At 70.4% G+C, this 26,203-nt stretch carries 26 protein-coding genes; 7 read left to right on the forward strand and 19 right to left on the reverse strand.

What is annotated here, in order from left to right:
- The first annotated feature begins 46 nt into the window (after positions 1-46).
- Positions 47-937 (forward strand): M56 family metallopeptidase, encoded by an 891-nt coding sequence (locus tag ACQY9P_RS02070; protein WP_421736912.1) that lies wholly within the window; start codon positions 47-49, stop codon positions 935-937.
- On the opposite strand, the gene ACQY9P_RS02075 is transcribed toward ACQY9P_RS02070, so the two are convergent.
- The 14 genes from ACQY9P_RS02075 to ACQY9P_RS02140 form a co-directional block, all read right to left on the reverse strand.
- Entirely contained in the window at positions 907-2,127 is a 1,221-nt protein-coding gene (locus ACQY9P_RS02075; protein WP_421736911.1) for an FAD-dependent oxidoreductase, read from the reverse strand. The genes ACQY9P_RS02070 and ACQY9P_RS02075 overlap by 31 nt on opposite strands.
- A gap of 132 nt (positions 2,128-2,259) precedes the next feature.
- A complete protein-coding gene (locus ACQY9P_RS02080; RefSeq protein ID WP_421736910.1) occupies positions 2,260-2,622 on the reverse strand; it encodes a type II toxin-antitoxin system RelE/ParE family toxin in 363 nt (120 codons plus the stop codon).
- Entirely contained in the window at positions 2,619-2,897 is a 279-nt protein-coding gene (locus ACQY9P_RS02085) for a type II toxin-antitoxin system ParD family antitoxin (RefSeq protein ID WP_421736909.1), read from the reverse strand. Before ACQY9P_RS02085 ends, ACQY9P_RS02080 begins: the two co-directional genes overlap by 4 nt.
- A 58-nt stretch (positions 2,898-2,955) precedes the next feature.
- Positions 2,956-4,362 carry a sensor histidine kinase gene (locus tag ACQY9P_RS02090; RefSeq protein WP_421736908.1) on the reverse strand — a complete coding sequence of 469 codons (1,407 nt, stop codon included), beginning with the start codon at positions 4,360-4,362 and terminating at the stop codon, positions 2,956-2,958.
- 31 nt (positions 4,363-4,393) lie between these two features.
- The gene (locus ACQY9P_RS02095; RefSeq protein ID WP_421736907.1) at positions 4,394-5,065 is read right to left on the reverse strand and encodes a response regulator transcription factor; all 672 of its coding nucleotides are present in this window, start codon (positions 5,063-5,065) and stop codon (positions 4,394-4,396) included.
- Between the two features lie 182 nt (positions 5,066-5,247).
- Positions 5,248-6,810 (reverse strand): Do family serine endopeptidase, encoded by a 1,563-nt coding sequence (locus ACQY9P_RS02100; RefSeq protein WP_421736906.1) that lies wholly within the window; start codon positions 6,808-6,810, stop codon positions 5,248-5,250.
- A 133-nt stretch (positions 6,811-6,943) separates the two neighbouring features.
- The gene (locus ACQY9P_RS02105; protein WP_421736905.1) at positions 6,944-7,462 is read right to left on the reverse strand and encodes a cytochrome c-type biogenesis protein; all 519 of its coding nucleotides are present in this window, start codon (positions 7,460-7,462) and stop codon (positions 6,944-6,946) included.
- A complete protein-coding gene (locus ACQY9P_RS02110; protein ID WP_421736904.1) occupies positions 7,459-9,441 on the reverse strand; it encodes a heme lyase CcmF/NrfE family subunit in 1,983 nt (660 codons plus the stop codon). The genes ACQY9P_RS02105 and ACQY9P_RS02110 overlap by 4 nt, the downstream gene beginning before the upstream one ends.
- On the reverse strand, positions 9,438-9,926 hold the full coding sequence (gene ccmE, locus ACQY9P_RS02115) for a cytochrome c maturation protein CcmE (RefSeq protein ID WP_421736903.1): 489 nt from the start codon (positions 9,924-9,926) through the stop codon (positions 9,438-9,440). The genes ACQY9P_RS02110 and ccmE overlap by 4 nt, the downstream gene beginning before the upstream one ends.
- Positions 9,923-11,029, reverse strand: a complete 1,107-nt coding sequence (gene ccmI / locus ACQY9P_RS02120; RefSeq protein ID WP_421736902.1) for a c-type cytochrome biogenesis protein CcmI — start codon at positions 11,027-11,029, stop codon at positions 9,923-9,925. The genes ccmE and ccmI overlap by 4 nt, the downstream gene beginning before the upstream one ends.
- A 79-nt stretch (positions 11,030-11,108) precedes the next feature.
- Positions 11,109-12,407, reverse strand: coding sequence for a hypothetical protein (locus ACQY9P_RS02125; RefSeq protein ID WP_421736901.1), 1,299 nt, complete (start codon positions 12,405-12,407; stop codon positions 11,109-11,111).
- A 227-nt stretch (positions 12,408-12,634) separates the two neighbouring features.
- Positions 12,635-14,047: an ATP-binding protein gene (locus tag ACQY9P_RS02130; RefSeq protein ID WP_421738274.1), complete on the reverse strand. Its 1,413-nt coding sequence runs from the start codon at positions 14,045-14,047 to the stop codon at positions 12,635-12,637.
- 16 nt (positions 14,048-14,063) lie between these two features.
- Positions 14,064-14,741 carry a response regulator transcription factor gene (locus ACQY9P_RS02135; protein ID WP_421736900.1) on the reverse strand — a complete coding sequence of 226 codons (678 nt, stop codon included), beginning with the start codon at positions 14,739-14,741 and terminating at the stop codon, positions 14,064-14,066.
- Positions 14,742-14,750: 9 nt separating this feature from the next.
- The gene (locus ACQY9P_RS02140; protein ID WP_421736899.1) at positions 14,751-15,068 is read right to left on the reverse strand and encodes a PepSY domain-containing protein; all 318 of its coding nucleotides are present in this window, start codon (positions 15,066-15,068) and stop codon (positions 14,751-14,753) included.
- 289 nt (positions 15,069-15,357) lie between these two features.
- Between ACQY9P_RS02140 and ACQY9P_RS02145 the strand changes: the two genes are divergently transcribed.
- From ACQY9P_RS02145 to ACQY9P_RS02165, 5 genes are read left to right on the forward strand one after another with little or no spacing between them, the layout of a single operon-like run.
- Complete coding sequence (locus tag ACQY9P_RS02145) at positions 15,358-15,684, forward strand: pentapeptide repeat-containing protein (protein WP_421736898.1); 327 nt, start codon at positions 15,358-15,360, stop codon at positions 15,682-15,684.
- An 11-nt stretch (positions 15,685-15,695) separates the two neighbouring features.
- On the forward strand, positions 15,696-16,193 hold the full coding sequence (locus ACQY9P_RS02150) for a hypothetical protein (RefSeq protein WP_421736897.1): 498 nt from the start codon (positions 15,696-15,698) through the stop codon (positions 16,191-16,193).
- Positions 16,194-16,206: 13 nt separating this feature from the next.
- The gene (locus tag ACQY9P_RS02155) at positions 16,207-16,986 is read left to right on the forward strand and encodes a hypothetical protein (RefSeq protein WP_421736896.1); all 780 of its coding nucleotides are present in this window, start codon (positions 16,207-16,209) and stop codon (positions 16,984-16,986) included.
- Entirely contained in the window at positions 16,980-17,861 is an 882-nt protein-coding gene (locus tag ACQY9P_RS02160) for an ATP-grasp domain-containing protein (RefSeq protein ID WP_421736895.1), read from the forward strand. Before ACQY9P_RS02155 ends, ACQY9P_RS02160 begins: the two co-directional genes overlap by 7 nt.
- A 23-nt stretch (positions 17,862-17,884) precedes the next feature.
- Positions 17,885-18,574, forward strand: a complete 690-nt coding sequence (locus tag ACQY9P_RS02165; RefSeq protein WP_421736894.1) for a hypothetical protein — start codon at positions 17,885-17,887, stop codon at positions 18,572-18,574.
- A gap of 6 nt (positions 18,575-18,580) precedes the next feature.
- On the opposite strand, the gene ACQY9P_RS02170 is transcribed toward ACQY9P_RS02165, so the two are convergent.
- The 5 genes from ACQY9P_RS02170 to ACQY9P_RS02190 all read right to left on the reverse strand — a co-directional run bounded on the left by ACQY9P_RS02170 (position 18,581) and on the right by ACQY9P_RS02190 (position 25,449).
- Positions 18,581-19,525: a DnaJ C-terminal domain-containing protein gene (locus ACQY9P_RS02170; protein WP_421736893.1), complete on the reverse strand. Its 945-nt coding sequence runs from the start codon at positions 19,523-19,525 to the stop codon at positions 18,581-18,583.
- Positions 19,526-19,609: 84 nt separating this feature from the next.
- The gene (locus ACQY9P_RS02175) at positions 19,610-23,431 is read right to left on the reverse strand and encodes a baseplate multidomain protein megatron (RefSeq protein ID WP_421736892.1); all 3,822 of its coding nucleotides are present in this window, start codon (positions 23,429-23,431) and stop codon (positions 19,610-19,612) included.
- 124 nt (positions 23,432-23,555) lie between these two features.
- Positions 23,556-24,095: an NlpC/P60 family protein gene (locus tag ACQY9P_RS02180; RefSeq protein ID WP_421736891.1), complete on the reverse strand. Its 540-nt coding sequence runs from the start codon at positions 24,093-24,095 to the stop codon at positions 23,556-23,558.
- A gap of 71 nt (positions 24,096-24,166) precedes the next feature.
- A complete protein-coding gene (locus ACQY9P_RS02185) occupies positions 24,167-24,817 on the reverse strand; it encodes a baseplate hub protein (RefSeq protein ID WP_421736890.1) in 651 nt (216 codons plus the stop codon).
- A complete protein-coding gene (locus ACQY9P_RS02190) occupies positions 24,817-25,449 on the reverse strand; it encodes a phage distal tail protein, Rcc01695 family (RefSeq protein ID WP_421736889.1) in 633 nt (210 codons plus the stop codon). Before ACQY9P_RS02190 ends, ACQY9P_RS02185 begins: the two co-directional genes overlap by 1 nt.
- 271 nt (positions 25,450-25,720) lie before the next feature.
- On the opposite strand from ACQY9P_RS02190, the gene ACQY9P_RS02195 reads away from it, so the two are divergent.
- Complete coding sequence (locus tag ACQY9P_RS02195; protein ID WP_421736888.1) at positions 25,721-26,182, forward strand: DUF805 domain-containing protein; 462 nt, start codon at positions 25,721-25,723, stop codon at positions 26,180-26,182.
- Positions 26,183-26,203 lie beyond the last annotated feature (21 nt).

Below are 26,203 nucleotides of genomic sequence, written 5' to 3' on the forward strand. Positions count from 1 at the left end.
CCGCATTCTGGACGGATCTCGCGCTGGGACTGGAAACCACGCGATGATGGCGGAACTGTTTGCCCTGGCCCTGACCCGAGCCCAGATCGCCGCTGCGGCGGCCGTGGTGCTGATCATCCTGACGCGCGGCCCGGTCCGCCGCCTGTTCGGCGCGCGCCTGGCCTATGGCCTGTGGCTGCTGGTTCCCGCCGCCGCCGCCGCCGCTGTTTTTCCCAGCCTGGCCGAGACGCTGGAGATGGGCGCGCCCACCGCGCCGCTGGGCGCCAGTCTGGCGACCAAGATCCTGATCGCCTGGATCATCGGCGGCCTGGCGTTGACCGTGCTGATCGCCCAGCAGGAGCACGCCTTCCGCCGCCGCGCCGCACGCGGTCAAGCCGGTCCCGCCGTGATGGGCGCGCTATGGCCCCGGATCGTCCTGCCGGCCGACTTCACCACCCGGTTCAACGCCCGCGACCGCGAGCTGATCCAGATGCACGAGCGCACCCACATCCGGCGCGGCGACCCGATCGCCAACCTGGCGGTGGCCGCCTGCTGCGTTCTGGGCTGGTGCAATCCGCTGATCCTTCTGGGCGCGGCCCTGGTGCGCGTCGACCAGGAGCTGGCCTGCGACGCCACCGTGCTGGCCCTGCGGGGCGAAGTGCGCGCCGACTACGCCAAGGCCCTGATGAAGGCGCAGATGGGCCGGGCCGCTTCACCCCTGGCCTGCGGCTGGGGCACGCATCCCCTGCTGCTGCGGGTGCGTCTGCTAAGCCGTCGCGAGCCCAGCCGCCCGCGCGAAATCGCCGGCTTCACGGCCCTGTCCCTGCTGGGTCTGGTCACCGTCACCGCCGTGTGGAGCGTGGCGCCGCGCGGCCTCGACAGTTACGCCCTGGCCCCGGTCGTCGAGCCCGACCACGGGCCGGAGGTTCAGCTGCCGGTCCTGTCCGCCCGGCGATAGAGGCCGGCGATCGTGGCGATCGCGGCCTCGGCTTCGGTCCGGCTGGCGGTCTCGTTGTCGTCGTTGTAGCCCCAGGCCTCGGTCTCGCCGACATACTGCACGACGATGCCGTCGCGACGCGGCAGCACCGAGACGTTCCTGTAATAGAGGCCGTAGTGCAGTTCGGGCTGGGGGATCAGCCAGGCGATCTGGCCGCGCACTGGAATGATCGACTCGTCCTTCCACAGCGCCCGCGCGCCATAGCCGGTGCAGTTGACCACTACCTTCTGCTTCAGCACCGCCAGATCGGCCGGGGTATGGAAGGTCATGGTCTCGATCTGTCCGCCGGCCAGCAGATAGTCGGTCAGCAGCAGATGGGCGTATTCGGCGACGTTGAACTGCATCGACGACCCGCGCCGCGCATAGGGCGTCGGGAACGGATGGCTGCCCGCCGGCAGGTCCACGCCGCGCGGAGTGATGTCGCGCACCCGCTCCACATAGTCGACGAACCGCACGCCGTTCGGATCATGCGGGGTGACGCGGCCGGGACCGGGCGGCGTGTCGAACAGGCTGTAGCGGTCGGTCCATTCCACCGGATCGCCGGCCAGGCCCAGATAGGTCTGATAGGCCTTGTAGGAGGTGCGGCACATCTCCTCCCACTGCTCTTCGAAGCCGGGGGCGGTCGAGCCGACGGCGGCGATGCGCGAGTCCGGCGACCAGGTGCCGGTCGCCCGGGCCGAGCGGGTATAGGGCGTCCGCTCGCTGGCATAGATGGTCACATTGGCTCCCGCCCGGCGCAGCAGGGTCGCCGCCGTCAGACCCAGGGCGCCGCAGCCGATCACGGCGACGTCCTTCTCGCCGGTCGACAAGGCGTTCTTCGCCGCGATGGTCCCGGAGCCCCAGGACAGCGACCAGCCGCTGCCGCCGTGGCCGTAATTGTGAACGATGGTCTTGTCGCCCACCGTCTCGACATCCAGACGCGGTCCGGCCTTGCGGAAGGGACGCAGGCAGACGGTGATCTTCGAGATCCGGTCGGGTCGCATGCGGATCGGCGCCAGCGGCGGCGTGACGTCGAAGGGGGCCAGACCGCTGACCCGGCCCGGCCGCATCATCTGCCCCGGCGCGCAGGCGGCCACACCCATCAGGCTGAGGCCGCCCAGCCCCGCCAGCAGCCGCCGCCGGCTGGCCATCGTGTCGTTCTTGAAAGTCATGCGGCCTCACCCTGCTTTGGATTGAGCGTCAGTTTGGCCCAGCCTGTCACGCGGTTCGACCTTGATCAGCCGGCCAGTCACAGCTGCGTGGCGCACGCCGCAGGAACGGGCGCGCCGTGCCTTGCGAGCGAGCTATTCGCGGACGTGCTGCTCCAGGTCCATCGCGTCGTGCAGCACGCGCAGCACAAGTACTCTGGAGGGATCGGGAAGTTCGTAGACCAGCAGATGGCGTGGCGACCTGACACGTCCACTTTCGACCGGCGTGCGATCACGGCTGAATCGAAAATGATAGGTGCGGGAGCCCTCGCCGAGCTCGGGACGAACGACACTGCCTGGCCGCAAGGGATCCGCCCGAATGTCCTCCAGAGCGCAGGCGACCAACGCCTCATAGCGGCGACGGGTCATTGAGCCAAAACGTTCCGCGCTGGTGTCGAGAAGCTCGGCGATGTCATCACGAGCCTGAAGCGTCAGATGAAGCTGACGTTCATCCTTCACGTAGCTGGACGTCCGGTACGTCCAAGTCCAGCGAGAAACTCGCCGGTCTGGCCCGGCTCTACGCGAATGGTGCGACCACGCCTGGCATCTTCGCGGCCAATCTCAACAGCCTGTCGCAAACGCTCGAGCTTAAGTTCATCCTCGCGCTGGCGTTGCTCCAGCAATCGCAAGCCTTCGCGAACCACTTCGCTGGCGTTCTGAAACCGCCCCGTCGCGACGTTCGCATCGACGAAGTCCGCCAGATGATCCGTCAGATTGACATTGCGCGCCGCCATCGCATCGGCCTCCAGGATCCGATCAAAACGATAGGGCCATTGTCAATCTTTGACAACCTTACTCCACCCGAGGCAGCACCAGCGCCACCCGCAGACCCGGGCCCATGCCGTTGTATTCACCCGGCCCCTCGGCCAGTTCCAGCCGGCCGCCGTGCGAGGCGGCGACGGCCTGGACCAGCGACAGGCCCAGGCCCGCGCCCGGCTCGCTGCGGCTGTTCTCCAGGCGCACGAAGCGCTGGACGACGCGGGCGCGGTCCTCCTCGGGCACGCCGGGGCCGGTGTCGGTGACCGAGAACTCAAGCTCTCCGGACGAGCGGCGGCGGGCCCGCAGCATCACGGCGCCGCCTTCGGGGGTATATTTGATGGCGTTGTCGAGGATGTTGGCCAGGGCCTGGGCGATGAACTCGCGATTGCCCCGGATGGTCAGGGCCGGGGTGATCTCGGCCTTGAAGTCCAGGCCCTTGTCCTCGCAGCTGGCCTCGTACAGTTCGGCCATGTCGGTGGCCAGTTCGCTGGAGTCGAAGTGCTTCTGGTCGGGGGCCTGGCCGGCGGCCTGCAGGCGGGCGATGGCCAGCACGGCGTTGAAGGTCTTGAGCACGCCGTCGGCGTCCTGCAACGCCGTTTCCAGCGCCGCCACGGGATCGCCCTTGCCGTTCTCGGCGTCGATCAGGGCCACTTCCATGCGGGCGCGCAGGCGGGTCAGGGGCGAGCGCAGGTCGTGGGCGATGGCGTCGCCGGCGTGGCGCAGGCCGCCCATCAGGCGCTCGATCCGGTCGAGCATGTCGTTGAGCCCCTCGGCCAGCTCGTCATACTCGTCGCGCGCGCCCCGCACCTTGGCGCGGGCCTGTAGGTCGCCCGCCTGCACGGCGGCCACCAGATCCACCAGGCCCTGCATGCTGCGCGAGACGTTGCGGCTGATCAGGACGCCGCCCGCCAGACCCAGGAGGATGACCAGAGCCCCCGCGCCCCACAGGGCCCGGACGATCTTGCGGACATAGCCCTCGGACGCGGCCACGTCGGCGCCGACGAACAGCACCTCGCCCCCCATCAGGCGCTCCTGCACCCCGCGCGCGGCGTTCTTGACCTCGGCGCCGTCCAGATCGGTCTCGGTGACCTTGAAGCTGGCCCAGCTGGGGCCGTCGCCCTTGAAGTCGTCCAGGGGCGAGGCCTCGATCGAGCCGGAGATCCGCTTGCCGCTCTTGTCGGCCAGGAAATACAGGAACGGCCGCTCGCCGGTGGCCCGCTCGACGATGGTCTGGTTCAGCGCATTGACGCCGCCCTGGCGATAGGCGGCCTCGAGGCTCTCCATCTCGCGGCTGATCTCGGCGTCGGCGCGGCGGTTCACCTCGCCGGCCGTGGCGACGTAGATGTAGCCCAGGAAGGCGCTAGCGGCCGCCGCGAACAGCGCCAGGAACAGCAGGGTCAGCCGAAACGGCGTGGTGCGGAGAAGACGCGGCAGGCGCATGGCGGGTCTCGGCGGCGAACCGCCCTGGGTCCTACGGATCGAGGCGGTAGCCGGCGCCGCGCACAGTCTGCAGCATGGGGCGATCGAAGCCCTTGTCGATCTTGCTGCGCAGGCGGGAGATGTGCACGTCGATCACGTTGGTCTGCGGGTCGAAGTGGTATTCCCACACCTTCTCCAGCAGCATCGTGCGGGTCACCGACTGGCCGGCGTGGCGCATCATGAATTCCAGCAGCTGGAACTCGCGGGGCTGGAGGTCGATCTCCTTGCCGGCGCGATGGACCGTGCGGTTGATCAGGTTCATCTCAAGCTCGCCCACCTTCAGGGTGGTGGCCACGGCGCCGGTCTCGCGACGACGCGACAGGGCCTCGACCCGGGCCATCAGTTCGGGGAAGGCGTAGGGCTTGACCAGATAGTCGTCGGCGCCGGCCTTGAGGCCCACCACGCGGTCGCTGACCTCGCCCAGGGCCGAAAGGAACAGCACCGGGGTGTTGTCACCTTCGCGGCGCAGGGTCTCGACGACCTCGACGCCGTCCTTCTTGGGCATCATCCGGTCCACGATCAGCACGTCGAAGCCGCCCTTGCCGGCCTCGGTTAGGCCCGCCTCGCCGTCAGGGGCGTGGACGCACTGATAGCCGGCCTCGGTAAGACCGTGCGCCATGGCGGCGGCCGCCTCGAGATCGTCTTCGATAATCAGAATACGCATCAGCAACCCCTCATGCGCCGAACGGACAGAGAAACGACGTTCTCCCGATTCTGCCCCGCGACGCGATAGAGCTGATCGATACCGGTTTTGGGCTGGCCCGTCCCTTAAACCTTGGACAGATATAAAAAGTCCCGCCTCGGACGTTCCGAGGCGGGACTGATCTTGCGCGAAGAGGCTGCGTCTTACGGCGCGATCTTCAGCGGCACGAAGACCGGCCGGTTCTGGCGGATCACCTTGGCCAGAACGCTGGTGCGGCCGCCCGCCTTGGCCGCGGCGATCGCGGTGGCGACCTCGCCGGTGGTGTTGACCGCCACGCCGTTGACGCTGGACAGAACGTCGCCCTTCACCAGGCCCTTTTCGTCAGCGTCGGAGTCAGCCTTCACGCCCGCGATCAGGAGACCGCGCACGTCGGGCTCGATCTTGTAGGTGGAGCGGGCCGTCGCATCGATCGGGGTCAGGGTCAGGCCCAGCGCCTCGAACTTCTGCGTCTGCGGCTTGTCCGGGGTCGGCGTCGCGTTGTCCTCGCCGTCCTCGGAATTGATCGCGTTCTCGGCCGGACGGACACCCGACTTGACCTCGACGGTGCGCGGCTTGCCGCTGCGCAGGATCGACAGGCGAATGGTCTCGCCCGGACGGGCCTTGGCGACTTCGCGGGTCAGTTCCGAGCGGTTCTTGACGTTGACGCCGTTGACGCCGACCAGAACGTCCTCGGGCAGCAGGCCGGCCTTCTGGGCCGGCGCGCCGGGCACCAGCTCGGCGACGATCGCGCCCTGCACGCCCGTCAGGCCCTGGGCTTCGGCCATTTCCGGGCTGAAGTCCTGGATGTTGACGCCGATATAGCCGCGCACGACCTTGCCGCCAGCGATCAGTTGCTTGGCGGTAGCCTCGGCCACGTCGGCGGGGATGGCGAAGCCGATGCCGACCGAACCGCCCGTCGGCGAGAAGATCGCCGTGTTGACGCCGATCACGCGGCCATAGATGTCGAAGCTGGGACCACCCGAATTGCCCCGATTGATGGGGGCGTCGATCTGGATGTAGTTGACGAACTGCGAGGAGCTGTCGCCCAGGTCGCGGTTATAGGCCGAGATGATGCCGGCCGTGGCGGTGCCGCCCAGGCCGAACGGGTTGCCGATGGTGATGACCCAGTCGCCGACCCGCGGCTTGGCCGAGTTCTCGAAGTCCACATACGGGAAGTCGGCGCCCTTGGCCTTGGGGTCGGTGACCTTGATCACCGCCAGGTCGGTGCCTTCGTCGCGGCCGACCACGGTGGCCTTCAGCTCGCGACCGTCCTTCATCACCACCTTGATCTCGTCGGCGTCGGCGACGACGTGGTTGTTGGTGACGATGTAGCCGTCGGCCGAGATGAAGAAGCCCGAGCCCGAGGACTGCTGCTTGGGCGCGGCGGGGGTTTCTTCCTCGCCCTCGGCGCCCGGCTTGGCGCCGCGCGGCACGATGTCGAAGCCTTCAAGACCCGGAATGCGCAGGCGCGGCGAGGCGGCGGCCTTGGACGTCACGTCGATCTGGACGACGGCCGGGGAAACCTTTTCGAAGATGTCGGCGAACGACAACGGCGCGCCGGGCGGCGGCGAGAAGGCCGGCGCCGCGACCGCGGCGACACGGGTTACGGCGGGGGCCTCGGCCGCGCCGGCCGTCCCCATGCGCATGCCCATGCCCGCCAGAGCGGCGGCGGCGACACCGGCGCCCGCGATAGCGCCAACAACGAAACCCGACTTCCTAGCGGTCATCTCTTGTCTTTCCTCACCCACGACGCGACGCGTCGGGACCTGCTTGCCTCGGCGCCCGGCGCCGCGACACTCCTTGATATGGGAACCTAGACGCGATGGCGTATCGCGCAATGGCTCCCGCACCATCTTTCCGTTACCGGGGAGGTGCTTCTTGCGGCGTCTTTTCGGCGCAATCGTGGCCTTTGTCTTCCAGCAAGTCGGCGAGCCGGGCTTCCTCCTCGGCCGACAGCCCCGGATCCTCGTCCAATTCGCCGGCCTCGCCCGTCCGACGGCGACGCAGCAGGGCGATCAGCAGCCCGCCGCCGGCCGCCAGGATTCCCGCCGGGGCCAGCCACAGCACGGCGTTGCCGGCCGAGAACGGCGGCTTCAGCAGAACAAATTCGCCATAGCGCGCCACCAGGAAGGCGCGGATCTCGCGATCGCTGCGCCCCTTGGCGATCTCTTGCCGGACAATTCGTCGCAGGTCGGCGGCCAAGTCGGCCTGCGAATCGTCGATCGACTCGTTCTGGCAGACCAGGCAGCGCACTTCCCGGAACATGGCCCGGGCGCGGGCCTCCTGGGCGGGATCGGGCAGACGCTCGTTGGGCTCGGACGCGGCGGCCATGCAGGCCACGGCGGCCAGGGTCACCAGCAGGGCGCGAAGGGCCTTCACGCCTTGGCCTCCGAAGCCTTGCGCCCGACGCCCAGCCGCAGCCGGCGATCCGACAGCGACACCGCGCCGCCCAGCGCCATCAGCAGCGGACCCAGGAAGATCAGCCGCACCCACGGATTGACATAGGCGCGCACCAGCCAAGCGGGCTTGCCGCCCTCGCCGGCCCGGCGCTCGCCCAGCACCACATAGAGGTCATCCAGACCCCGGGGGCAGATGTGCACCTCGGACGTCGTCTGGCCGCCGGTGGGATAGAAGCGGCGCTCGGGCTGGGCCTTGCAGATCAGGCGCCCGGCCTTGTCGGTGATCCGAACCAGGCCGCGCTCGGCCAGGTAGTTGGGCCCCTCGACCGTGCCGACATCGGTCAGGGTCAGCTCATAGGCGCCCAGCTGGAAGTGGCCATTGAGGCTAAGCGCCTGGGCCTGCTCGACACGCCAGGCGGTCTCGAACGAGGCCCCCAGCACGAAAACCCCCATGCCGGCGTGAGCCAGGGTCGTGCCCCAGGCGCCGCGCGGCAGACCAAAGGCCCGGCGGCCCACCTCGGCCAGCGGCGCGCGGAACAGCTTCAGGCGCTCGGCCAGTTCGGTCAGGGCCCCGCCGATCAGCCAGAAGCCCAGGGCGACGCCGGCGCTGGCCAGGGCCTTGCGCGGGACGATCAGGCCATAGGTGACCAGGCCCAGCGCTGCGGCGGCGGCCAGGGCGATCCACAGGCGGCGGGCCACGGCCGAGGCGTCGCCACGCTTCCAGGCCAGCAGGGGTCCGGCCGGCAGGATGGCCAGGGCCAGCAGCATCACCGGCGTGAAGGTCAGGTTGAAGAACGGCGGGCCCACCGACACCGCCTCGCCGTCGATCGCCTCGCGGATCAGCGGATAGAGGGTGCCCAGCAGCACGGTGGCCGTGGCGGTCGACAGCACGATGTTGTTGAGCACGATGGCGCTCTCGCGGCTGACCGGGGCGAACAGGCCGCCCGAATTGAGCGACGGCGCGCGGATCGCGAACAGCAGGAAGCCCGCCCCCGCCGCCACGCCCATCATGATCAGCAGCAGCACGCCGCGGGTCGGATCGACCGCGAAGGCGTGGACGCTGGTCAGCACGCCCGACCGCACCAGGAAGGCGCCCAGCATCGAGAAGGTGAAGGCCGCCAGGGCCAGAAAGGCGGTCCAGCCCGGCAGGGCCCCGCGCTTCTCCATGACGATGGCCGAGTGCAGCAGGGCCGCGCCGATCAGCCACGGCATGAAGCTGGCGTTCTCGACCGGGTCCCAGAACCACCAGCCGCCCCAGCCCAGTTCGTAATAGGCCCAGAAGGCGCCCAGGGTGATGCCGATGGTCAGCAGGCTCCAGGCCGCCAGGGTCCAGGGCCGCACCCAGCGGGCCCAGGCCGCGTCGATGCGGCCGTCGATCAGCGCGGCCATGGCCAGGCTGTAGACCACCGAGAAGCCGACATAGCCCGCGTAGAGGAAGGGCGGATGCACCGCCAGCGCCCAGTCCTGCAGCAGCGGATTGAGCGAGCGCCCCTCGACCGGCGGATCCATCAGCCGGATCATCGGGTTGGAGGCGAAGACGGTATAGGCCAGGAACATCACGCCCAGCGCGCCCTGCACGGCCACGGCGTAGGCCCGAAGGCGCGGCGGCAGGCTGGCGCCGAACAGGGCCATGGCCGCGCCGTAGCCGGTCAGCACCAGGCACCACAGCAGCATCGAGCCTTCATGGCTGCCCCAGGCGCCGGCCACCTTGTAGAGCAGCGGCTTGGCGGTGTGGGAGTTGGCGGCGACGTTGGCCACCGAGAAGTCGGAGGTCACGAACGCCCAGACCAGGCAGGCGAAGGTGACCAGGGTCGCGCCGAACGCGCCCACGGCCGCGCCGCGTCCCGCGCCGGCCAGCACGGTCGAGCGCCGCGCGCCGCCGACGGCCGACAGACCGCTCTGCAGCACCGACAGCATCAGCGCCAGGATGAGGGCGAAGCCGCCCAGTTCAACGGTCATTGGGTCTTGGCCCCATAGGCCGGCGGCGGCGCGCCATCGCCGCGCCACTCGCCCTGTTCCTTCAGCGCCTTGGACACTTCACGCGGCATGTAGCGCTCGTCGTGCTTGGCCAGGACCTGCTTGGCGACGAAGACGCCCGACTTGTCGAAGGCGCCCTGCGCCACGATCCCCTGCCCTTCGCGGAACAGGTCGGGCAGGTCGCCGTGGAACTTCACCTTGGCGGTTGAGCGATGGTCAGCGACCACGAACTCGACGTCGCCGCCGGGATGCTTGACCACGCTGCCCTTCTGGACGAGGCCGCCCAGCTGCACCTTGCGGCCGGCCTTGACGTGAGCCTCCTGCGCCTGGGCGGGCGTGTAGAACAGCGAGATGGCGTCACGCATCCCGTAGAGGGCCAGGCCCACGGCCAGGGCCAGCACCGGCGCGATGGCCAGCAGCACGGTCAGGCGACGGCGCGCCTTGCGGGATTTCGGCCACAGGCTCATCGGGCGGTCTTCTGCTGGGGCGGCGTCTGCGCGGCCTGGCGCAGGGCGGCGAGGATCTTGGGCTGACCCGCGTAGCGCCGGGTCGCGTCGGCCATGGCGGCGTCGCGCTTGGCCGTCTCGCCCAGCACGGCATAGGCCCGCACCAGCCGCACCCAGCCATCGGGATCGTCGGGCGAGGTCTTCAGCCGCGTGGCCAGGCCCTCGACCATGCCGGCGATCATGCCCTGGACCTGCGAGGTCTCTTCCGGGGCGGCGACCGGCGCGGGCAGGCCGCCGGCGCGTTCGACCACGTCGATCTCGTTGACCATGGCGGCGTGGCGCGGATCGGCGTCCGGAAGGTCGGCGGCGATGGCGCGCCAGTCGGCCAGACCCGCGTCCACGTCGCCGTCGGCGATCTTGCCCCGGGCCAGGTGATAGCGGGCCGACAGGCTGGTCGGGTCGATCTTCAGGACCTCGCGGAAGGCCAGGCGGGCGTCGGGACCGATCTGGCCCTCGGCCTCGGCGACGAAGGTCTCGCCCAGGGCGGTCCACAGGTCGGCGCGGGCCGGCGCCAGGCGCACCGCGCGGCGCAGGGCCTGCTCGGCCCCGGCCAGGTCGCCAGAGGCGGCGCGGGCCATGGCCAGATGCTTGAGCGGCTCGGCGTCCTTGGGGCGCTGGGCGGCGATGCTTTCCAGAACGGCGGCGACGCGCGGCGGATCCAGCTGGACCGGGTCGGTGGCGCGCCATTCGGCCACCCGGCGGGCATAGGGCTGGTCGGGCGTTCCTGGCGATCCGACCACGACATAGGCGGCCACGGCCGCCAAGGGCGCGACCACGGCCGCGATCAGGGCGATCCGGCGCGGGCCGCGGCCTTCCTCGGGCCAGGCCTCGGCGGTGTCGGCGGCGATCAGCAGGCGACGTCCCGCCTCGGCCCGCGCGGCCTTGCGCTCGGCCTCGCCCAGCAGGCCGCCCTCGGCCAGCCGGTCGATCTCGGCCAGTTGGCGTTTATGGGCGTCAAAATCGGTCAGGGGCGCGCCGGCGGCGCTCGTCCGCGCCGCGCCGCGCAGAATCAGGGCGCCGGCCACAGCCGACAGCCCCGCCGCCGAGATCCAGAAAGCGATCATGAGCGCGTGTTAGCCGGGAAAACGATCCGCCGTTAGCGAAAAAAGCGCTTAAGGGCCCAGGCCCGGGGCGACGCCCGGTCTAGGCCGCGGCGGCGATGGCGGCCGCCGCGCGGCGACGCACGATTTCGGCGGTCTTCTCGTCGCGGGAATAGGCGATGAAGTCGGCGGCGACATCCAGATACTGCTGGGCGATGACGGGATCGCCACCCTCGCCGGTCCGCGCCGCGTAAAGGACGTCCTCGATATACTGGTCCAGCCGGGTGTTGAGCTTTTCCAGCGTCTTGGTGCGGGTCGAGCCATATCCGCTCTGGGTGGCGCAGGACCGCAGGTCGGCGATGAAGGCCAGGATCGAGGTGGCCCGGCGGATCATCTTCTCGTCCGGGGGATCGGTCAGCCGGGCCACGCCCTTGCCGCCCTTCTTGCCCAGGATCGAGATGGGCCTGGTCGGCAGCGCGTCGTTCAGCTCCTTGTCGGCGGCGCTCATCCGCAGATCCACTTCCTTGGCGATCTGCTGCCGGAACTTGGCCAGGCGGCGGCCCCAGGGCCCGTCCTTGGCGATGTTCACCGACTGCTCGAACTCGGTGATCTGCAGCGCCACGCGCTGGGCGGCCAGCGCCGCGTCACGCCCCTGTTTCTCGCCCTTGTTCAGGTCGAAGTCGCGGATCAGCGCGATCGAGGCCTCGATGTCGGCCAGCACGCGCTCGCCAAAGGCGCTGACCTCGGACGAGGCCAGATAGCGGTCGTTGGGCCGGTCCATGACCGCCGAGATCACGCGCAGGATCCGCCAGTCGTCGGGCAGGTGAGCGGCCAGGATGTCGAACAGGCGGGCGCCGGAATCGCCGCGAATGACGCAGGCGTCGTTATAGGCCAGGCGCGCCGCGGCGGCGCGCTCGCCGCTCATCCGGCTGACCCATTCGGAAAGCTTGGGCAGGGCCCCGCGGACGATGACGCAGAGGTCCAGGCAGTTGGCCAGCTCCTCGGCCGCGCCCAGCGCGCGGACGGGATCGAACAGGTCCTGCTCGGCGTCGCGCAGTCCCCGCGCGGCCAGTTTGCACAGATCGTCGAACACCTCGGGCGAGCCCTGTTCGAGATCCCAGGGATTGCACTTGGACGAGGCTTCCTCGACGCGTTGCGGCGCGGTGCCCTTCAGGGCCTTCCACAGCAGCGGCAGGGTGCGCGGCGAAAAGCTGATCTGGCCGGGCGCGCGCACGGCGCACAGCGGCACGATCGGCGCCAGCACGTTGTTGCGGATGAATCGCTCGGAGGTTTCGCCCTCGACCAGGCCGCGCACCTGCGCCAGGCCGCCGGTCGCACCGACGCCCGCCAAGGCCATTTCCAGGCTGCGCAGGGCAGAGTCCGGAGCGGTTTCCACCAACATCCGGATGATCTGCAATTTGTGTGCAGCGATTGCGGTCATAGTCCCCCGCCGGATCACAAAGACCGACAGCGTCAACCATGTTCGCAACGAGGTTAAGACTTTCCCAAGCACGGCAAAAAACACGCCCTGTCCCGCGGGACGCGCCCGCGGCGAAAGCTCAAGGGCTCCAGAGGCTTAGGGTCGGCGATCAGAGCGGCTCGCGACACAACCTGGGCGACGCCCGATCGCTAGGTTTCCGACCTCGGCAGATCCAGGCAAACCCGCAATCCGCCCAGCGGCGATTCACCAAGCGTGACCGAGCCGCCATAGGCCCGGGCCAACTCATCGACGATCGACAGACCCAGGCCCGAACCGGGCGTGTGCTCGTCCATCCGCTGTCCGCGCTTGAGGGCGTCGCTCCAGCGTTCGGGCGGCAGGCCAGGGCCGTCGTCGTCGACCACCAGGGTCCAGCGGTCGATCGTGGTGGGACTGGCGACGGCGCGGATCCTGCCCTTGCACCACTTGGCGGCGTTTTCCATGACGTTGCCGGCCAGTTCCATCAGGTCCTGCTTCTCGCCCTGGAAGCACAGGTCCTCGGGGCAGCGCCAGTCGATCTCGACGCCCCGCCCCTCTGACTTGTCCTGGAAGATCCGCTCCAGGGTCACGGCCAGTTCGTCGAGGATCGGCTCGACCGGCGTGCGTTCGCCCGAGGTCTGGGAGCGGGCCGCGGCGCGGGCCCGGCGCAGATGGTGGTCAACCTGCCCGCGCATCACGTCGGCCTGGCGGCTGACCACCTCGGCCAAACTTCCAGGGACTTGGCCCCCCGGCTGCTGACTGGCCTCGGTGATCATCACCGACAGCGGGGTCTTCAGGGCGTGGGCCAGGTTGCCGACATGGGTGCGCTGGCGCTCGACCACTTCCTGGTTGTGGGCCAGCAGGGCGTTCAGCTCGACGGCCAGAGGCTCCAGCTCCTCGGGATACAGCCCCGCCAGCCGCTCGGCCTTGCCGCGTCGCACTGACGCCACCTCGCGCCGCAGCCGAAACAGCGGCTGCAAGCCGACCCGCACCTGCACCACCACCGCCAGGATCAGGCCGCCGCCCAGCAGCAGCAGGGCCAGGGCGGTGATGCGGCCGAAATGGGCGGCGTCGGCGTCGATGGGCGAGCGGTCCTCGGCGGCGACGAACACCACCGGATCGGCATAGCCGGGCAGCCGGGCCAGCAGGGCGGCGGCGCGCAACGGCTTGTCCTGCGGGCCGCGCATGTCGAAGAACAGGGTCTTGCCCGGCGCGGCGTCCAGGCGCTCCACCTGCTGGGACGCCACCATCAGGTCGCTGTCGAACAGCGAGCGCGAGCGCTCCACCACCCGCAGGGCGCCGTCAGGCGTGCGGCGCGAGATCGTCCAGTAACGGCCCGAATAGGTGCGGGTGGCGCGGATGTCGGTCAGGAACGGGGCCTTAAGCACCCCCTCCTCCACCGACGATCCGGCATAGAGGTCGTCGGTCAGCACCGCCAGGGTCTGGTCGAAGCGGCGGATGGCGGCGTCGCGGAACTGGGCGGTCAGGAACGCGCCCGCCACCACCAGCACCACCAGGTTCCAGGCGGTGGCCAGCAGCACCAGCCGCCGGACCAGCGAGGGGCGGCGCAGGTCGATCATCGACAGACCTCCGCCGGGGCCGTCACGCGGTCGCCTCGCCCTCCAGCGGGGTCAGGCGATAGCCCAGGCCGCGCACCGTCTCGATGCGGTCGGCGCCCAGTTTCTTGCGCAGACGGCCGATGAACACCTCGATGGTGTTGGAGTCGCGGTCGAAGTCCTGGTCGTACAGGTGCTCGACCAGCTCGGTGCGGCCGATCACCCGGCCCTGGTGCATCATCATGTAGTGCAGCAGTCGGTATTCCAGCGAAGTCAGGCGCAGCGGCTCGCCATTGACGCTGGCCCGGGCGGCGCGCGGATCCAGGCGCAGGGCCCCGCACGACAGGCTGGGCGCGGCGTGGCCGGCCGAGCGGCGCAGCAGGGCGCGCAGGCGGGCCAGCAGCTCCTCGGTGTGGAACGGCTTGGCCAGATAGTCGTCGGCCCCGGCGTCGAACCCGGCGACCTTGTCGCTCCAGGCGGCGCGGGCGGTCAGGATCAGCACCGGCGTGGCGACATTGCCGCGCCGCCAGCGCTCCAGCACCGAGACGCCGTCCACCTTGGGCAGGCCCAGGTCGAGGATCACCGCGTCATAGGGCTCGGTCTCGCCCAGGAACTGGGCTTCCTCGCCGTCGGGCGCGTGGTCGACGGCATAGCCGGCGTCGGCCAGGGCCAGCTTCAGCTGGCGCGACAGATCGGGATCGTCCTCGACGAGCAGGATACGCATGCGGAGCCTTTAGTTGGCGCTGAGGATCTGGCCGGTTTCCGCATCGACGATGAAATCGATGCGGCGGCCGTCGGTGGTGGCCCACCGGACCCGGTAGTTGCGACCTTCCAGTCCGGCGTCCAGCACCCGGCCCGGCGTGCGGCGGCTGATCTGCTCGATCACCCGCGCCAGCGGCACCAGCCGGCCCGACTGCACGCCGCCGCGCGCCTGGTCCTGCTGGGCGCGCCAGTCGGCCCCCAGCGAGTCCGGACGCCGCTGCGCCGACGCCGCGCCCGGCAGGGCGGCGGCGATGGCGATGGCGACGAGAAGGGCGCGGATCGGTTTCATGCGCTCAGATGTAAGGGACGGTGGCTGAATGGAGACTGAACGGACAGCTTATGAAGCGCGTGTGGCGTTCTGTCACGGGCGGACCACGCCACATCGACCTCCTCGCGCGAAGGGCCGCGAAACAGCGCGCCGGACAGGTCTCGATCAACCCCGGAAACAACCTGGAAGATTCTTTGGGCCAGACAATCGTTTCACGTGTTTTTGATGCGTCGGGAGCTCGACCGTGGCGCATAGTTAACACGCGCCGATGAGGTCTGCTCCAGCGACCGGACGCGCATGGAGGAAGCCGATGCAGTCTCCCAAGGGCCATGCCGAAACACCGGCCGCCAAGACCCCGTTCCAACCGAACATGCTGGTCGTTCAGGCCGATCTGATGAGCTCGACACTCAGTCGCGTGCGCCACGATCATTCGGTCATCGCCGACAGCCGCTATCTCAACTGCGCCTTTGTCGACACCAACTTCGAAGGCTCCAGCTTCGCGGGCTGCGAGTTCGACGGCAGCGTCATCGAGAACAGCAGCCTGCGCGGCGTTGAACTGCGCAACTGCGACGTCGAAGGCCTGGTGATCAACGGGATCAAGATCGGTGCGCTGCTGCATCAACTGACCGGACAATAGGGGGCTCGGCCATGGCGAACTCAAAATCCCACGCGGCCACGGCGTTTCTGCCGTTGGCGCATCGGCGGGAACTGCTGGCGGGAATGGCGCGCGGCAATCGCGGCGTCATCGCCAAGACCGTGCAGGAGCTGATCGAGCGAGGCCTCAAGGCCAAGCCCGAGCTCAAGACGGACGGCAAGAACGGCGCTGTCGACGGCGTCGATCGCTGGGTCGACGGCGAACTGGTCAATCCGGGCCGCGTCGGCGGTTTCGACCCCGGAACGATCGGTCCGGGCGGCGTCACCGAAAAGGGCTTCAAGGAAGGCAAGGACTTCAAGGAAGGCAAGGATTTCAAAGAGGGCAAGGACTTCAAGGAGGGCGGCGACAGCGGCTTCCCGGGCGACGAGGTGATCAATCCGGTGTTCCGCTACGGGCAAACCGAAGCCCTGAGCTGGAAGGCCCTCGACGCCGTCGGCGGGATCCATGGCCAGCGCATGCAGCATCTGCTCAAGAGCGGCCCGCTGATCTGACGAGGTCGCCGGCATGGACCTCCTGTTGGTCTGCGAACCGGATGATCCGGTGGCGGCGGGTATCGCCAGCATCGCCCTGGGTCGGGGCCGTCAGGCCATACTGCTGAACCACGACCAGGCGGCGCGGCTGTTCACCATCGCCGGCGGCCCGGACAATGTCCGCGTCGAACCCGATGTTCCGATGATGCTGCGCCCCCGGGCCCCGCCCGCGGCCCCGCTGACGTCGGACGAGCGGTTCCTGCGCGGCGAGGCCTGGGCCACGCTGTGGGCCGCCGCCGCCCTGGCGACCTCGCCGGTGATCAACCGTCCCGGCGCGTTCGGCCCGGAGGGGCGCTGGTCGCCCTCCGGCGCGATCGTGGAAGCCCGCGCCGCCGCGCCGCCCACACCTGAATTGCATCTGGCCGAACGACGGCGCGGCGCACCGCCCGACGCCCGGCCCTGGGCGATAGAGCCCTCTGGCCAGCCCGCCCGGCGGTGGCTGAAGGCCGGAGGGGTCCGGGCCCTCGGGCGGGCGCGACCGCTCCTGAAGGATGAACGCTACGAGCGCGTCATCGTGTTGGGCGACCAGGCCTGGAAGAGCTCGACGGTGGACCTGACGCCCCTGAACCTGGAGGCGCGCAGCATCGAGGCGGCGCGCGGGCTGGAGCTGGCCTTCGCGACGGTGATCTGGGGCGTCGGCGCCGGTCATGACGCCGCCCGGCTGGCGCGTGTTGATCCCTATCCCAGCCTGGAGCAGCTGTGGCCCGTCTGGACGGACGTCGCCCCGGCCTTGCTGGCGAGGCTGGGATGCTGATCGCCATCGGGCTGGACACCGACCCCACGCTCTCGCATTTCACGCGCCAGGCCTCCCGGATGGTGGAGCGCCTGGACCTGATCAACCTGCGCGCCGCCGTGGGCGGGGAATGGTGTCTGCCGCTGAACCTCGACACACCGGCCTGGATCGCGTTCGGCGGCCGCCGCATCGACCTGCGCCCCGAACACGCGGTCTATTGCCGCCTCATCGACCTGTCGTCCGTGTCGGGCGGGTCGGCGCGGCGGCGGCGCTGGCGATCGCTGATCTCCGGGCTGGCGGCATGGCTTGAACAAACGCCGGGGCGGGTGGCCAACCGGCCGGGCCATTCGGCCGACAACGGCTCCAAGCCGCTGCACGAGACCTGGCTGCGCCGAAACGGCTTCGCCGTGCCCGAAAGCCTGACCTCCAGTCAGCGCGACAGACTGACCGCGTTCGCCGAAGAGGGACCCTGCATCGCCAAGTCGGTGGCGGGCGTGCGGGCCGACACGCGGCGCGTGACCGGCGCCGATTTCGCCGATTTCACCCCCGAGCGCGGCCCGGTTCATCTGCAACGACGGATCATCGGCCGCGACGCGCGCCTGCACGTGATCGGCCAGACCGTCCACGCCGAACTGATCGAAAGCCAGGCCGTCGACTATCGCGTCGCGCCGGCCAGATTTCGCCCCTTTGAACCGCCCGCCGACCTGGCCGCGCAGATCGTCGCCGCCACGCGACAGGCCGGCCTGGTGTTCGCGGGCTGGGACTTCAAGCTGGATGACGACGGGAGGTTCTGGTGTCTCGAGGCCAATCCGATGCCGGGTTACGACAGCTACGATCGCCGAGCCCAAGGCGCAATTACGAGATCGTTGGTCGAACAGCTGATCTCCCGACCCTGATCGTCGACCTGCCGCTGCTGGACGTGGCCGGGGCGGACTCGGTGCTGGCGCGGGTGATGGCGCTGCGCGGGTCCTGGATCGGGCGCGGCGATCGCGACCGCACGCAGTTCCACACGCTGGGCGCGGCGTCCTATCTCGACTTCTGCTGCTCGGACGATCCGCGGCGCGACTATCTGGAGCGCGCCCCCGAGGAAAACACGCTGCTCTGGCTTGAGTTCGACGATCTCTACGAGAGTCTGCGGTCGACGCTTGAGAACCATCTGGGCGAGCCCGTCGCCTTCACCGACGTCTTCGCCCTGCCCGGCTTCCACATCTTCATGGGCGAGGCGATCGCCTCGGCGGCCCGCGCGCCGGTGCATTTCGACGGGCAATATCAGTATCTTCCGTGGGAGCGGCCGCTGGATCTGGTCCCGCCGATCAGCTTCACCCTGCCGATCAGCCTGCCGGCGGCGGGGGGCGGACTGGATCTGTGGAACCTGACGCCCCACGACGTGCGCCGGGCCGGCGACATGGGGATGGACACCGACATCGACCGGATCAAGGACCGCAAGCACAAGACCTTCCACCCCTATTCGCGGGGTGTCATGGCGCTGCACTCAGGCCTGCTTCTGCACCGCATCGGCGACGTGGGACCGATGGGGCCCCGGGATCACAGGATCACCCTGCAGGGCCACGGGGTCCGGGTTGACGGAACCTGGCTGCTGCACTGGTAGGCCGGCCTACTTCCGCTTCGGCGTGTAGGGCTTCTGCTCCCGCCAGGCCTGGGCGAACTTTTCCAGGTCGGGGTCGATCGTCTCCGGCAGCGTCAGCATCAGCCGGGCCAGCAGGTCGCCGCGCTTGCCCTTGGCGTCGACCAGGCCCCGGCCCTTGAGACGCAGGGTGGCGCCGCTGCTGGAGCCCTTGGGCACGGCCAGCATGACATTGCCGTCGGGCGTCGGGGCCTCGACCTTGCCGCCCAGCACAGCGTCGGGGATCGAGACGGGCAGGTCCATGACCAGGGTCTCGCCCTCGCGGCGATAAATCGGGTGCGGCTTGAAGGTCAGCTCGATCAGGGCGTCGCCGGGGCCGGCGCGGCCGGGGCTGCCCTGGCCTTTCAGGCGCAGGGTCTGGCCTTCCTGGGCGCCGACCGGGATGGTCACGTCGATGGTGCGGCCGTCCGAGAAGGCGACGCGCTTCTTGCCGCCGCGAATGGCTTCTTCCAGGTCGATGTCGAGGCGCGCCTTGACGTCGGCGCCGCGCGGCGAGAAGCCGCCGCCGCCCGCGCCGCCGCCGAACCCGCCACCCCCGCGCGCGCCGCGGCCCAGGATGTCGCCGAACAGGTCGCCCAGGTCGACCTCGGGCCCGTCGCCGGTGCGCGCCGAGAAGCCGCCGCGCTGAAAGCCGCCGGCCCCGAACGGATTGCCCGCGCCCGAGGCGCCGCCAAAGCCGCGCATGGTCTCGCGACCGTCGGCGTCGATCTCGCCGGCGTCGAACTTCTTCTTCTTGGCCGCGTCGCCCAGGATGTCGAAGGCGGCGCTGACCTGCTTGAAGCGTTCCTCGGCCGCCGCATTGCCCGGATTGGTGTCGGGGTGAAACTGCTTGGCGAGCTTGCGGAACGCCTTGCGGATCTCGTCCGCGCTCGCGGTCCGGGAAACACCTAGTTCCTGATAAGGGTCGCGCGCCAAGGAAGGTCCTCGAGTTGTGATTGGATAGGCCCGCCCTCACTTAGGCCATTCGCGGCGGCGCACAAGCGTTATGTTGCATTATTATCACAGCAACCTTGTCGTAAAGACACCCCAACCCACTGAAGCCGAGCCCTGAGCGACCTCGACGCTCAAAGATCCGGCGCTTGCGGCCGCCAGATCGGCGGCGCGCATCGCGGCGGTGTGGACGAAGGCGGGGCTGTCCAGCTCAACCTCACGGACCACCGCCGCGCCGTTCAGGATGCGCAGACGATAGACCTCGCGCGCCTCGCCCAGCGGCGTTTCCCCGTCCCAGACATCGCCGCCCAGGCGGTCGCGGCGGATCCAGCTGATCACGCGGTCGCCCGACGACGCCTTCACCCTCAGGTGGGCCGGCGCCAGGGGCCGCAGGGCGCGGGCCCGCCACACCACCGTCGCCTCGGTCATCGACGGTCCCGAAGGCGGCCCGCCGGCCGGGGCCGCGCGGACCAGCAACGGCGCGCCGCGCTCGAACGGCGCGACGTCCAGCCGGACCACGGCGTCATCCAGCAGCGCCACCGCCGCCCCGGCCGGGATCACGGCCTCGTCCGCCGCGCCGTCGCGCTGGCCGCGCAGCAGGCCCGACAGGGTCCAGACGTCCTCGCCGACCAGCTGCGCCGTGGTGAAGCCGATGATTTCCCACTCGCCCGAGGTCGCCAGCACCGCCAGGGCGTTGTCGCCGGCCAGCACGGCGGCCAGGGTCCGGCTCTGGGGCGAGACGCCCTCCAGCCGCACGGTCAGACGGCCGGACCGGTCCAGCCGATGGGGTGAGGCTGGCGCCAGGTCGGTCAGGGTCTGACCCAGGGTGGCGGGCGCGGCCAACCTGGCCCGCAGGCGCAGGGTGTCGAGATCGCCGCCGGCATGGATGTCGAACGGCCGCCAGGGCTCGGCGGCGGCCACCACCCAGGGGCGAGCGTCATCGTCGGCGCCCGGCAGGTCCAGCACCCGCAGCAGCGGCGGGCCGACCGGATCGCGGACCGGCGCCGGGGTCCAGTCCAGCCGGCCGTCCAGCGCCGAGGCGGCCACCACCGGCGCCAGCACGGCGCGGGGCCGCTCGTCCAGATCCACCCGCAGCACCCGCCAGGCCTCGCCCGCATGGATCACCCGGTCGCCGGGCTCCAGCCTCAAGGCGGCCAGCGGCGACAGGTGGACGGTCAGCTCGCGCAGCGCCGCCGCCGCGCCGTCCAGCATCCGGCGGGCCGCCAACTCGGCCTCGGGCCCGGTCATGACGATGGGTGCGTCGGCGTCGGCGGTCCCCTGCCCGGCCTCGCGCCGCACGATCAGCGCGCCGGTCTGGTAGTCGCGGGCGGCGTCGATGAAGCGCAGCCGCAGGGCCCGGGCCGGCGCGACCAGGGTGCGGGCGGCCGACACGGCGGCGGGTCGATCCTCGGGCCAGGCCAGGTCAGCCGGGTCCAGCGCCGCCCCGGCGCGACCGGACTGGGCCACGACGCGGACATGGTCGCCCCGCTCCACCGTCTCCAGCCCGAAGGCCGACAGCAGCGGGGCCAGGGCGTCGCGCAGCCGCATCGGCCGGTCCACGACATAGCCCACCACCGCCCCGCCGGCCTCGCCCGGATCGACGGTGACGCCCGACCGCGCGGCCAGGGCCCGGATCAGCTCGGCCAGCGGCGCGATGCCCGTGCGGCCATTCAGCCAGTGGCCCAGCGACCAGTTGGGACCGTCCTTCCAGACCTCGACCCTCGCCGGAAAGTCCGGAAACGGCCGCGCGTCCCAGCACCAGACGCTGGCCGCCTCGATCATCGGCCCGCCATAGACCGGCGAGACGGGATTGGCCGCCGGGTCGGCCACCCAGTCCAGCACCGCCTCCAGCAGCCGCCGCTGCCCGAACGCGTCGCGCGCGCCGCTGGAAAAGGGCGGCAGGACGCTCTCGCTGCTCTTGGGATCAATGAACAGGTTGGGCGAGTTGGCGCCCCGGTCGACGGCCGGGCAGCCGAACTCGGTCAGCCGGATCGGCTTGGACATCGGAACCCACGCCGTCGACGTGGCCGAGCGCACGCCGCCGGGACGGTCGCGATGGCTGTGACTCCACCAGCCCTTCAGGTCCTTGGGCCGGAACATCCAGGCCTCGCCATGGGCGCCGTCGGTGATGGGCGTGCGCACCTGGGCGGCGCGGGCGGCGGGGCTGGCATAGAACCAGTCATAGCCCTCGCCACTGTCCAGCCGGGCGCGCAGATAGGCGGGGTCATGCGGACCTGAGAAGCCGGCCTGAGCGTCCAGATGGGTCTCGCCGTCGCGCCAGTCCGTGACCGGCGGGTAATAGTCGACACCGACAAAGTCGATGGCCGCGTCGCTCCACAGCGGATCGAGGTGGAACACCGCATGGCCCGAGCCGTCGGCGGGCTGGTGGCCGAAATACTCGCTCCAGTCGGCGGCGTAGCCCAGCTTCGTCCCGCCGCCGACCAGGCCGCGCACGTCGGCGGCCAGGGCTTTCAGCGCGCTGACGGCGGGGTAGCTCCCGCCCGCGCCGCGCACCGTGGTCACCCCGCGCAGCTCCGAGCCGATCAGGAAACCGTCCACCCCGCCGGCCAGCTGGGCCAGGCGGGCATAGTGCAGCACCATGCGGCGAAAGCCCCATTCGCCGGACGGCCCCGTATAGCTCGGCAGGCCGTCGCTCGCCCCGAACTGGCCCGGCGTGGCATTGCCGAAGAAGGCTCCCACCTGACCGGCCGCCGTGGCCGTGCCGTCCGGCGATCCTGGCCGTCCCGCCGCCGGGTGGCAGGTGATCCGCCCCCGCCACGGATAGGCGCCCTGGCCGGCGGCCCCATAGGGATCGGGCAGGCTGGAGCCCTCCGGCACGTCCATCAGCACGAACGGATAAAGACTGACCTTCAGCCCCCGCCGTTTCAGCTCGGCGATGGCCTGCAGCACCGCCGCGTCGGCCGGCGTGCCGCCATAGGCCGGGCCGCCGTCATGGTCGGAGATCAGATGCGCGCCGGCGCGATCGACCCCGCCGGCCCGCCAGTCCAGCGGCGCGGTGGCCTTGGCCGCCTGCTCGACGCCCGGCTTGATCTGGCACACTCCGGCCCGCAGGTCGGTTCCGAACCACGAGACCACCAGGGTCACGTGATCCACATTGGGCAGCTGGGCCTGCAGCTGGTCCAGCGACACGGCGATGTCGGGCCGCCCCTCGGCGTTGTTGACGTTCTCGGCCTGGGTGCGGGTCAGACCCGTGCGGCGCAGCACGGCTTGCGTGGCATAGACGAACTCGCCCGCCCCGGGGATCAGGCAGACGCCCTTCAGCCGCTCCTCCAGCCCGGGCGGCGCGTCGGGCGCGCGGGGCCGGCGGAACACCTCGAACGACAGCTGCGGCGGGCGGTTACCGAAGGCCTCCAGCGGCAGGTCTTCGAACACCACATAGGCCAGGCCGCGATAGGCCGGCGCCGCGCCCTCGACGGCCTCGATCAGCGGATCGGGCGTCTGGTCCTCGGTCCCGCGATACAGGCGCATCGTCACCCCGGACAGGTCCATCGCCTTGCCGTCGGCCCAGACCCGGCCGATCCCGTCGATCGGCCCCTCGGCCAGGGCCACGGCGAACGACAGGCTGTAAGCATAGCTGGTAGTCTTCTGGCCCTTGCCGCCCCCGACCCGGCCCTCGATCCGCTTCTCGCGAAACCGCGCCGCCCAGATCACCTGGCCGCCCACCCGCCCTCGCCCGAACACGCAGGGGATCGGCGCGCCCTCGGCGGCGCCGGTCAGCCGCAGCTCGGGAATGCGCGGGCCGATCTGCCGCGCGGGCGACAGGGCGTTGAGCGCGGCGTTGTCGATCGCCCGACCGAGCATCGCGCCGACAAACCCGCCCACCGGCCCGCCCAGGGCGGCGCCGGCGGCGGACAGGATCACCTGGGCCATGTGAAAATCTCCATGTCTCCTTCTCCCCATGCGGGAGAAGGTGGCGGCCGAAGGCCGACGGATGAGGGGTCAATAGGCCTGTCGGCGTGGCGCGTTTCAGGGTTGGTCGCCGCCGTGCGACCCCTCACCCTCCCGCTGCTTCGCATCGGGCCCCTCCCTCTCCCGCAAGGGGAGAGGGGTGCTTTTCCGGAAACCGAAACGCCCCCGCCAGCCTCTGCCGCCACCAGCGGCCCAGCCAGCTTTCGACGCAGGCGCGGCCCCAATAGGCGTGGATCATGCGGTCGGGCGCCGAGAGGATCGCGCAGTGCTTGGCGGCGGCCTCGGGGACGATGCGGAACACCAGCACGTCGCCGGCACGCGCCTCGCCGGGGTCCAGCGGGACCAGCCAGCGCCCCAGCGCCTCCAGCAACGCCTCGCGCCCACCGACCTCGGCCCAGTCGGGACGATACGGCGGCGGGGCTTGCGGCTCGGCGCCATGCAAAGCCCGCCAGATCCCCCGCACCAGCCCGAGACAGTCGCAGCCGACGCCGCGCAGGCTGGCCTGATGACGATAGGGCGTGCCCAGCCACAGGCGGGCTTCGGCGAGGGCTTGATCCCGGAGATCCTCCCCCTGAAGGGGGAGGCGGTCCCCATGCCAATGGGGGCCGGTGGGGGAAGACCGCAATGAGTCAGCAGCACTTCCCCCTCCGTCGGCTTCGCCGACACCTCCCCCGCTAGGGGGAGGACTTAGACCCCTCACCGCTTCCCCCCATCATTCCGCTCACCCTCCGCCGGATACAGCGTCACGAAGTCCTCCCCCGGCGTGGTCGGAAAGCCGCGAAAATTGATCCCGTTGGCGAAGGTCTCGACGCAGGTGCCCCAGCGCTTGTCGCAGACCGCGCCGGGAAACGCCGAGGCGGCCACCCCGCAGCGCCCGTCGCCGAACGCCGCGTCGCACAGGCGGCCCAGCGTGCGCCCGGCAACGCGGTCGAGGTCGGCCAGCGGCCCCTCAAGGTCGGCGGAGAAGGCCTGGCCCTGGCGCGCGATCCGGGCGATCCGCGCCGTCCACAGGCGCACCAGTAGCGACGGCGCGCTCCAGTCGACGCGCAGGCACGCCACGCGGGCCCCGTCATAGAGCCCCGCCTCCAGGTCGGCCTCGGTCACCGCCGCGTCGTCCAGCGCGCCGAGGGCGGCGGCCAGACCCGGCGCGGAGCCGGCGGCGGTCTCGTGGGCGCCGGCGGTCCAGCCGGTGGCGGCGCGGCAGGTCACGCCGTCGACCACCAGGTCGCGGTCATGATCGGTGAAGCCCAGCACCACGCCGTCGGCGCGGGTCAGGACCCAGGCGTGGCAAAGGGTGGCCGCCCCGCTGTCGAGGCGGGCGGCGAAGTCTTCGGAGACCGCGCGCATCAGACCCGCACCTCCACCAGCGGACAGGCCGTGATCCGCGCGGCGGCGAAGCCCTCCATCTGCAGGTCCAGCCGGTCGATGTCGAAGCGCACGGGCGTGTCGAACTCGAAGCCGGCGGTGACGGCGGCGCCCGAGGCCGGCGCGCTGACCAGGGTGACGATGCCGGTCGCCGCATCGACGCTGAACGCCGCCGGCGCCAGGACCGCCCCCGCCACCGCCACCTTCACCGTGCCGGCCACCGGCTTGGCGATGACCCGCGACACGGCGTCGGCGCCGACCCCATAGGCCTTGGCCAGCTGGAAGCTCTTGCGGGCGCCGTCGCCGGTTCCCAGCGCCTGATCGACGGCGGCGGGCTGGGCCGAGGGCGCGCACGACTTGAAGTCGGTCGGATCGCGGAACCGGAAACCGTACAGCTGGCCCCGCCGCGCCTCGAAAAACGCGACCAGCTCGGCGGCGTCGTCCAGCGGACGTGGGGCGGTGGCGATCAGATAGCGGCGGCGGCCCTGGGCCCAGGGGCTGGAGCGGCGCTCGTGGCCCGAGGCCAGGCTGACCACCTCGGTCCGCCGCTCGACGCCGCCCGTGCAGCCGAAAGCCAACCGCGCGGGCAGGCGCGTTTCATGGAAGGCGCTCATGGCGCGGCTCCTTGTTTGTTGGAACTCCCCCTCTCCGCTCATCCCCGCGAAAGCGGGGACCCAAGCTGGATCGGGAGGAAGGACAGGGCCAAGCCGCGTCGCCGAGCGTCTCGCGGACAGGCGGCTTGGGTCCCCGCTTTCGCGGGGATGAACGGTGGAAGAAGAGGCGCTCGCAAAACACCACCGCCGATTAAGTCTGCGTCATGACCCGCTTTTCACTTCGCTTGCGGCAGGCCAGCCCCTAAGTTCAGGTCAAGACTTGGAGACCGACATGGACTGGAAAAATCTGTTCTTTTCGCCTGAGGGCCGTATCGGCCGGCAGTCGTTCTGGATCGGATGGCTGTGCCTTCTGGGCGCCAACGTGGTTCTGGGCTGGGTTCCGTTCTTCGGCTGGGCGCTGTCGCTGGCCACCCTCTGGTGCTCGGTCTGCATCCACACCAAGCGCCTGCACGACATGGGTCAGACCGGCTGGTGGCAGGTGCTGCCCTGGGTGTTCGGCCCGATCCTGGTGTTCGGTTCGGCGATCTCGATCGGCGTCTCGGCGGCCCTGGCGGCGATCAGCCACGGCGAGCCCGACCTGGCGGCCCTGACCGCCCTGGGCGGCTTCTTCATCTCGCTGTTCGTCGCCTTCGCGGTGTGGTTGGCCTTCACCCTGTGGGTCGGCTGCAGCACTGGCCAGGCGGGCGAGAACAAGTATGGCTCCGAGCCGATGCGCGCGGCGGTGGCGATCTAGCAATCTCCCTTCCCCCTTTGA

Origin of the sequence: Caulobacter sp., assembly GCF_965279145.1 — a bacterium.
Classification (GTDB): Bacteria; Pseudomonadota; Alphaproteobacteria; order Caulobacterales; family Caulobacteraceae; genus Caulobacter.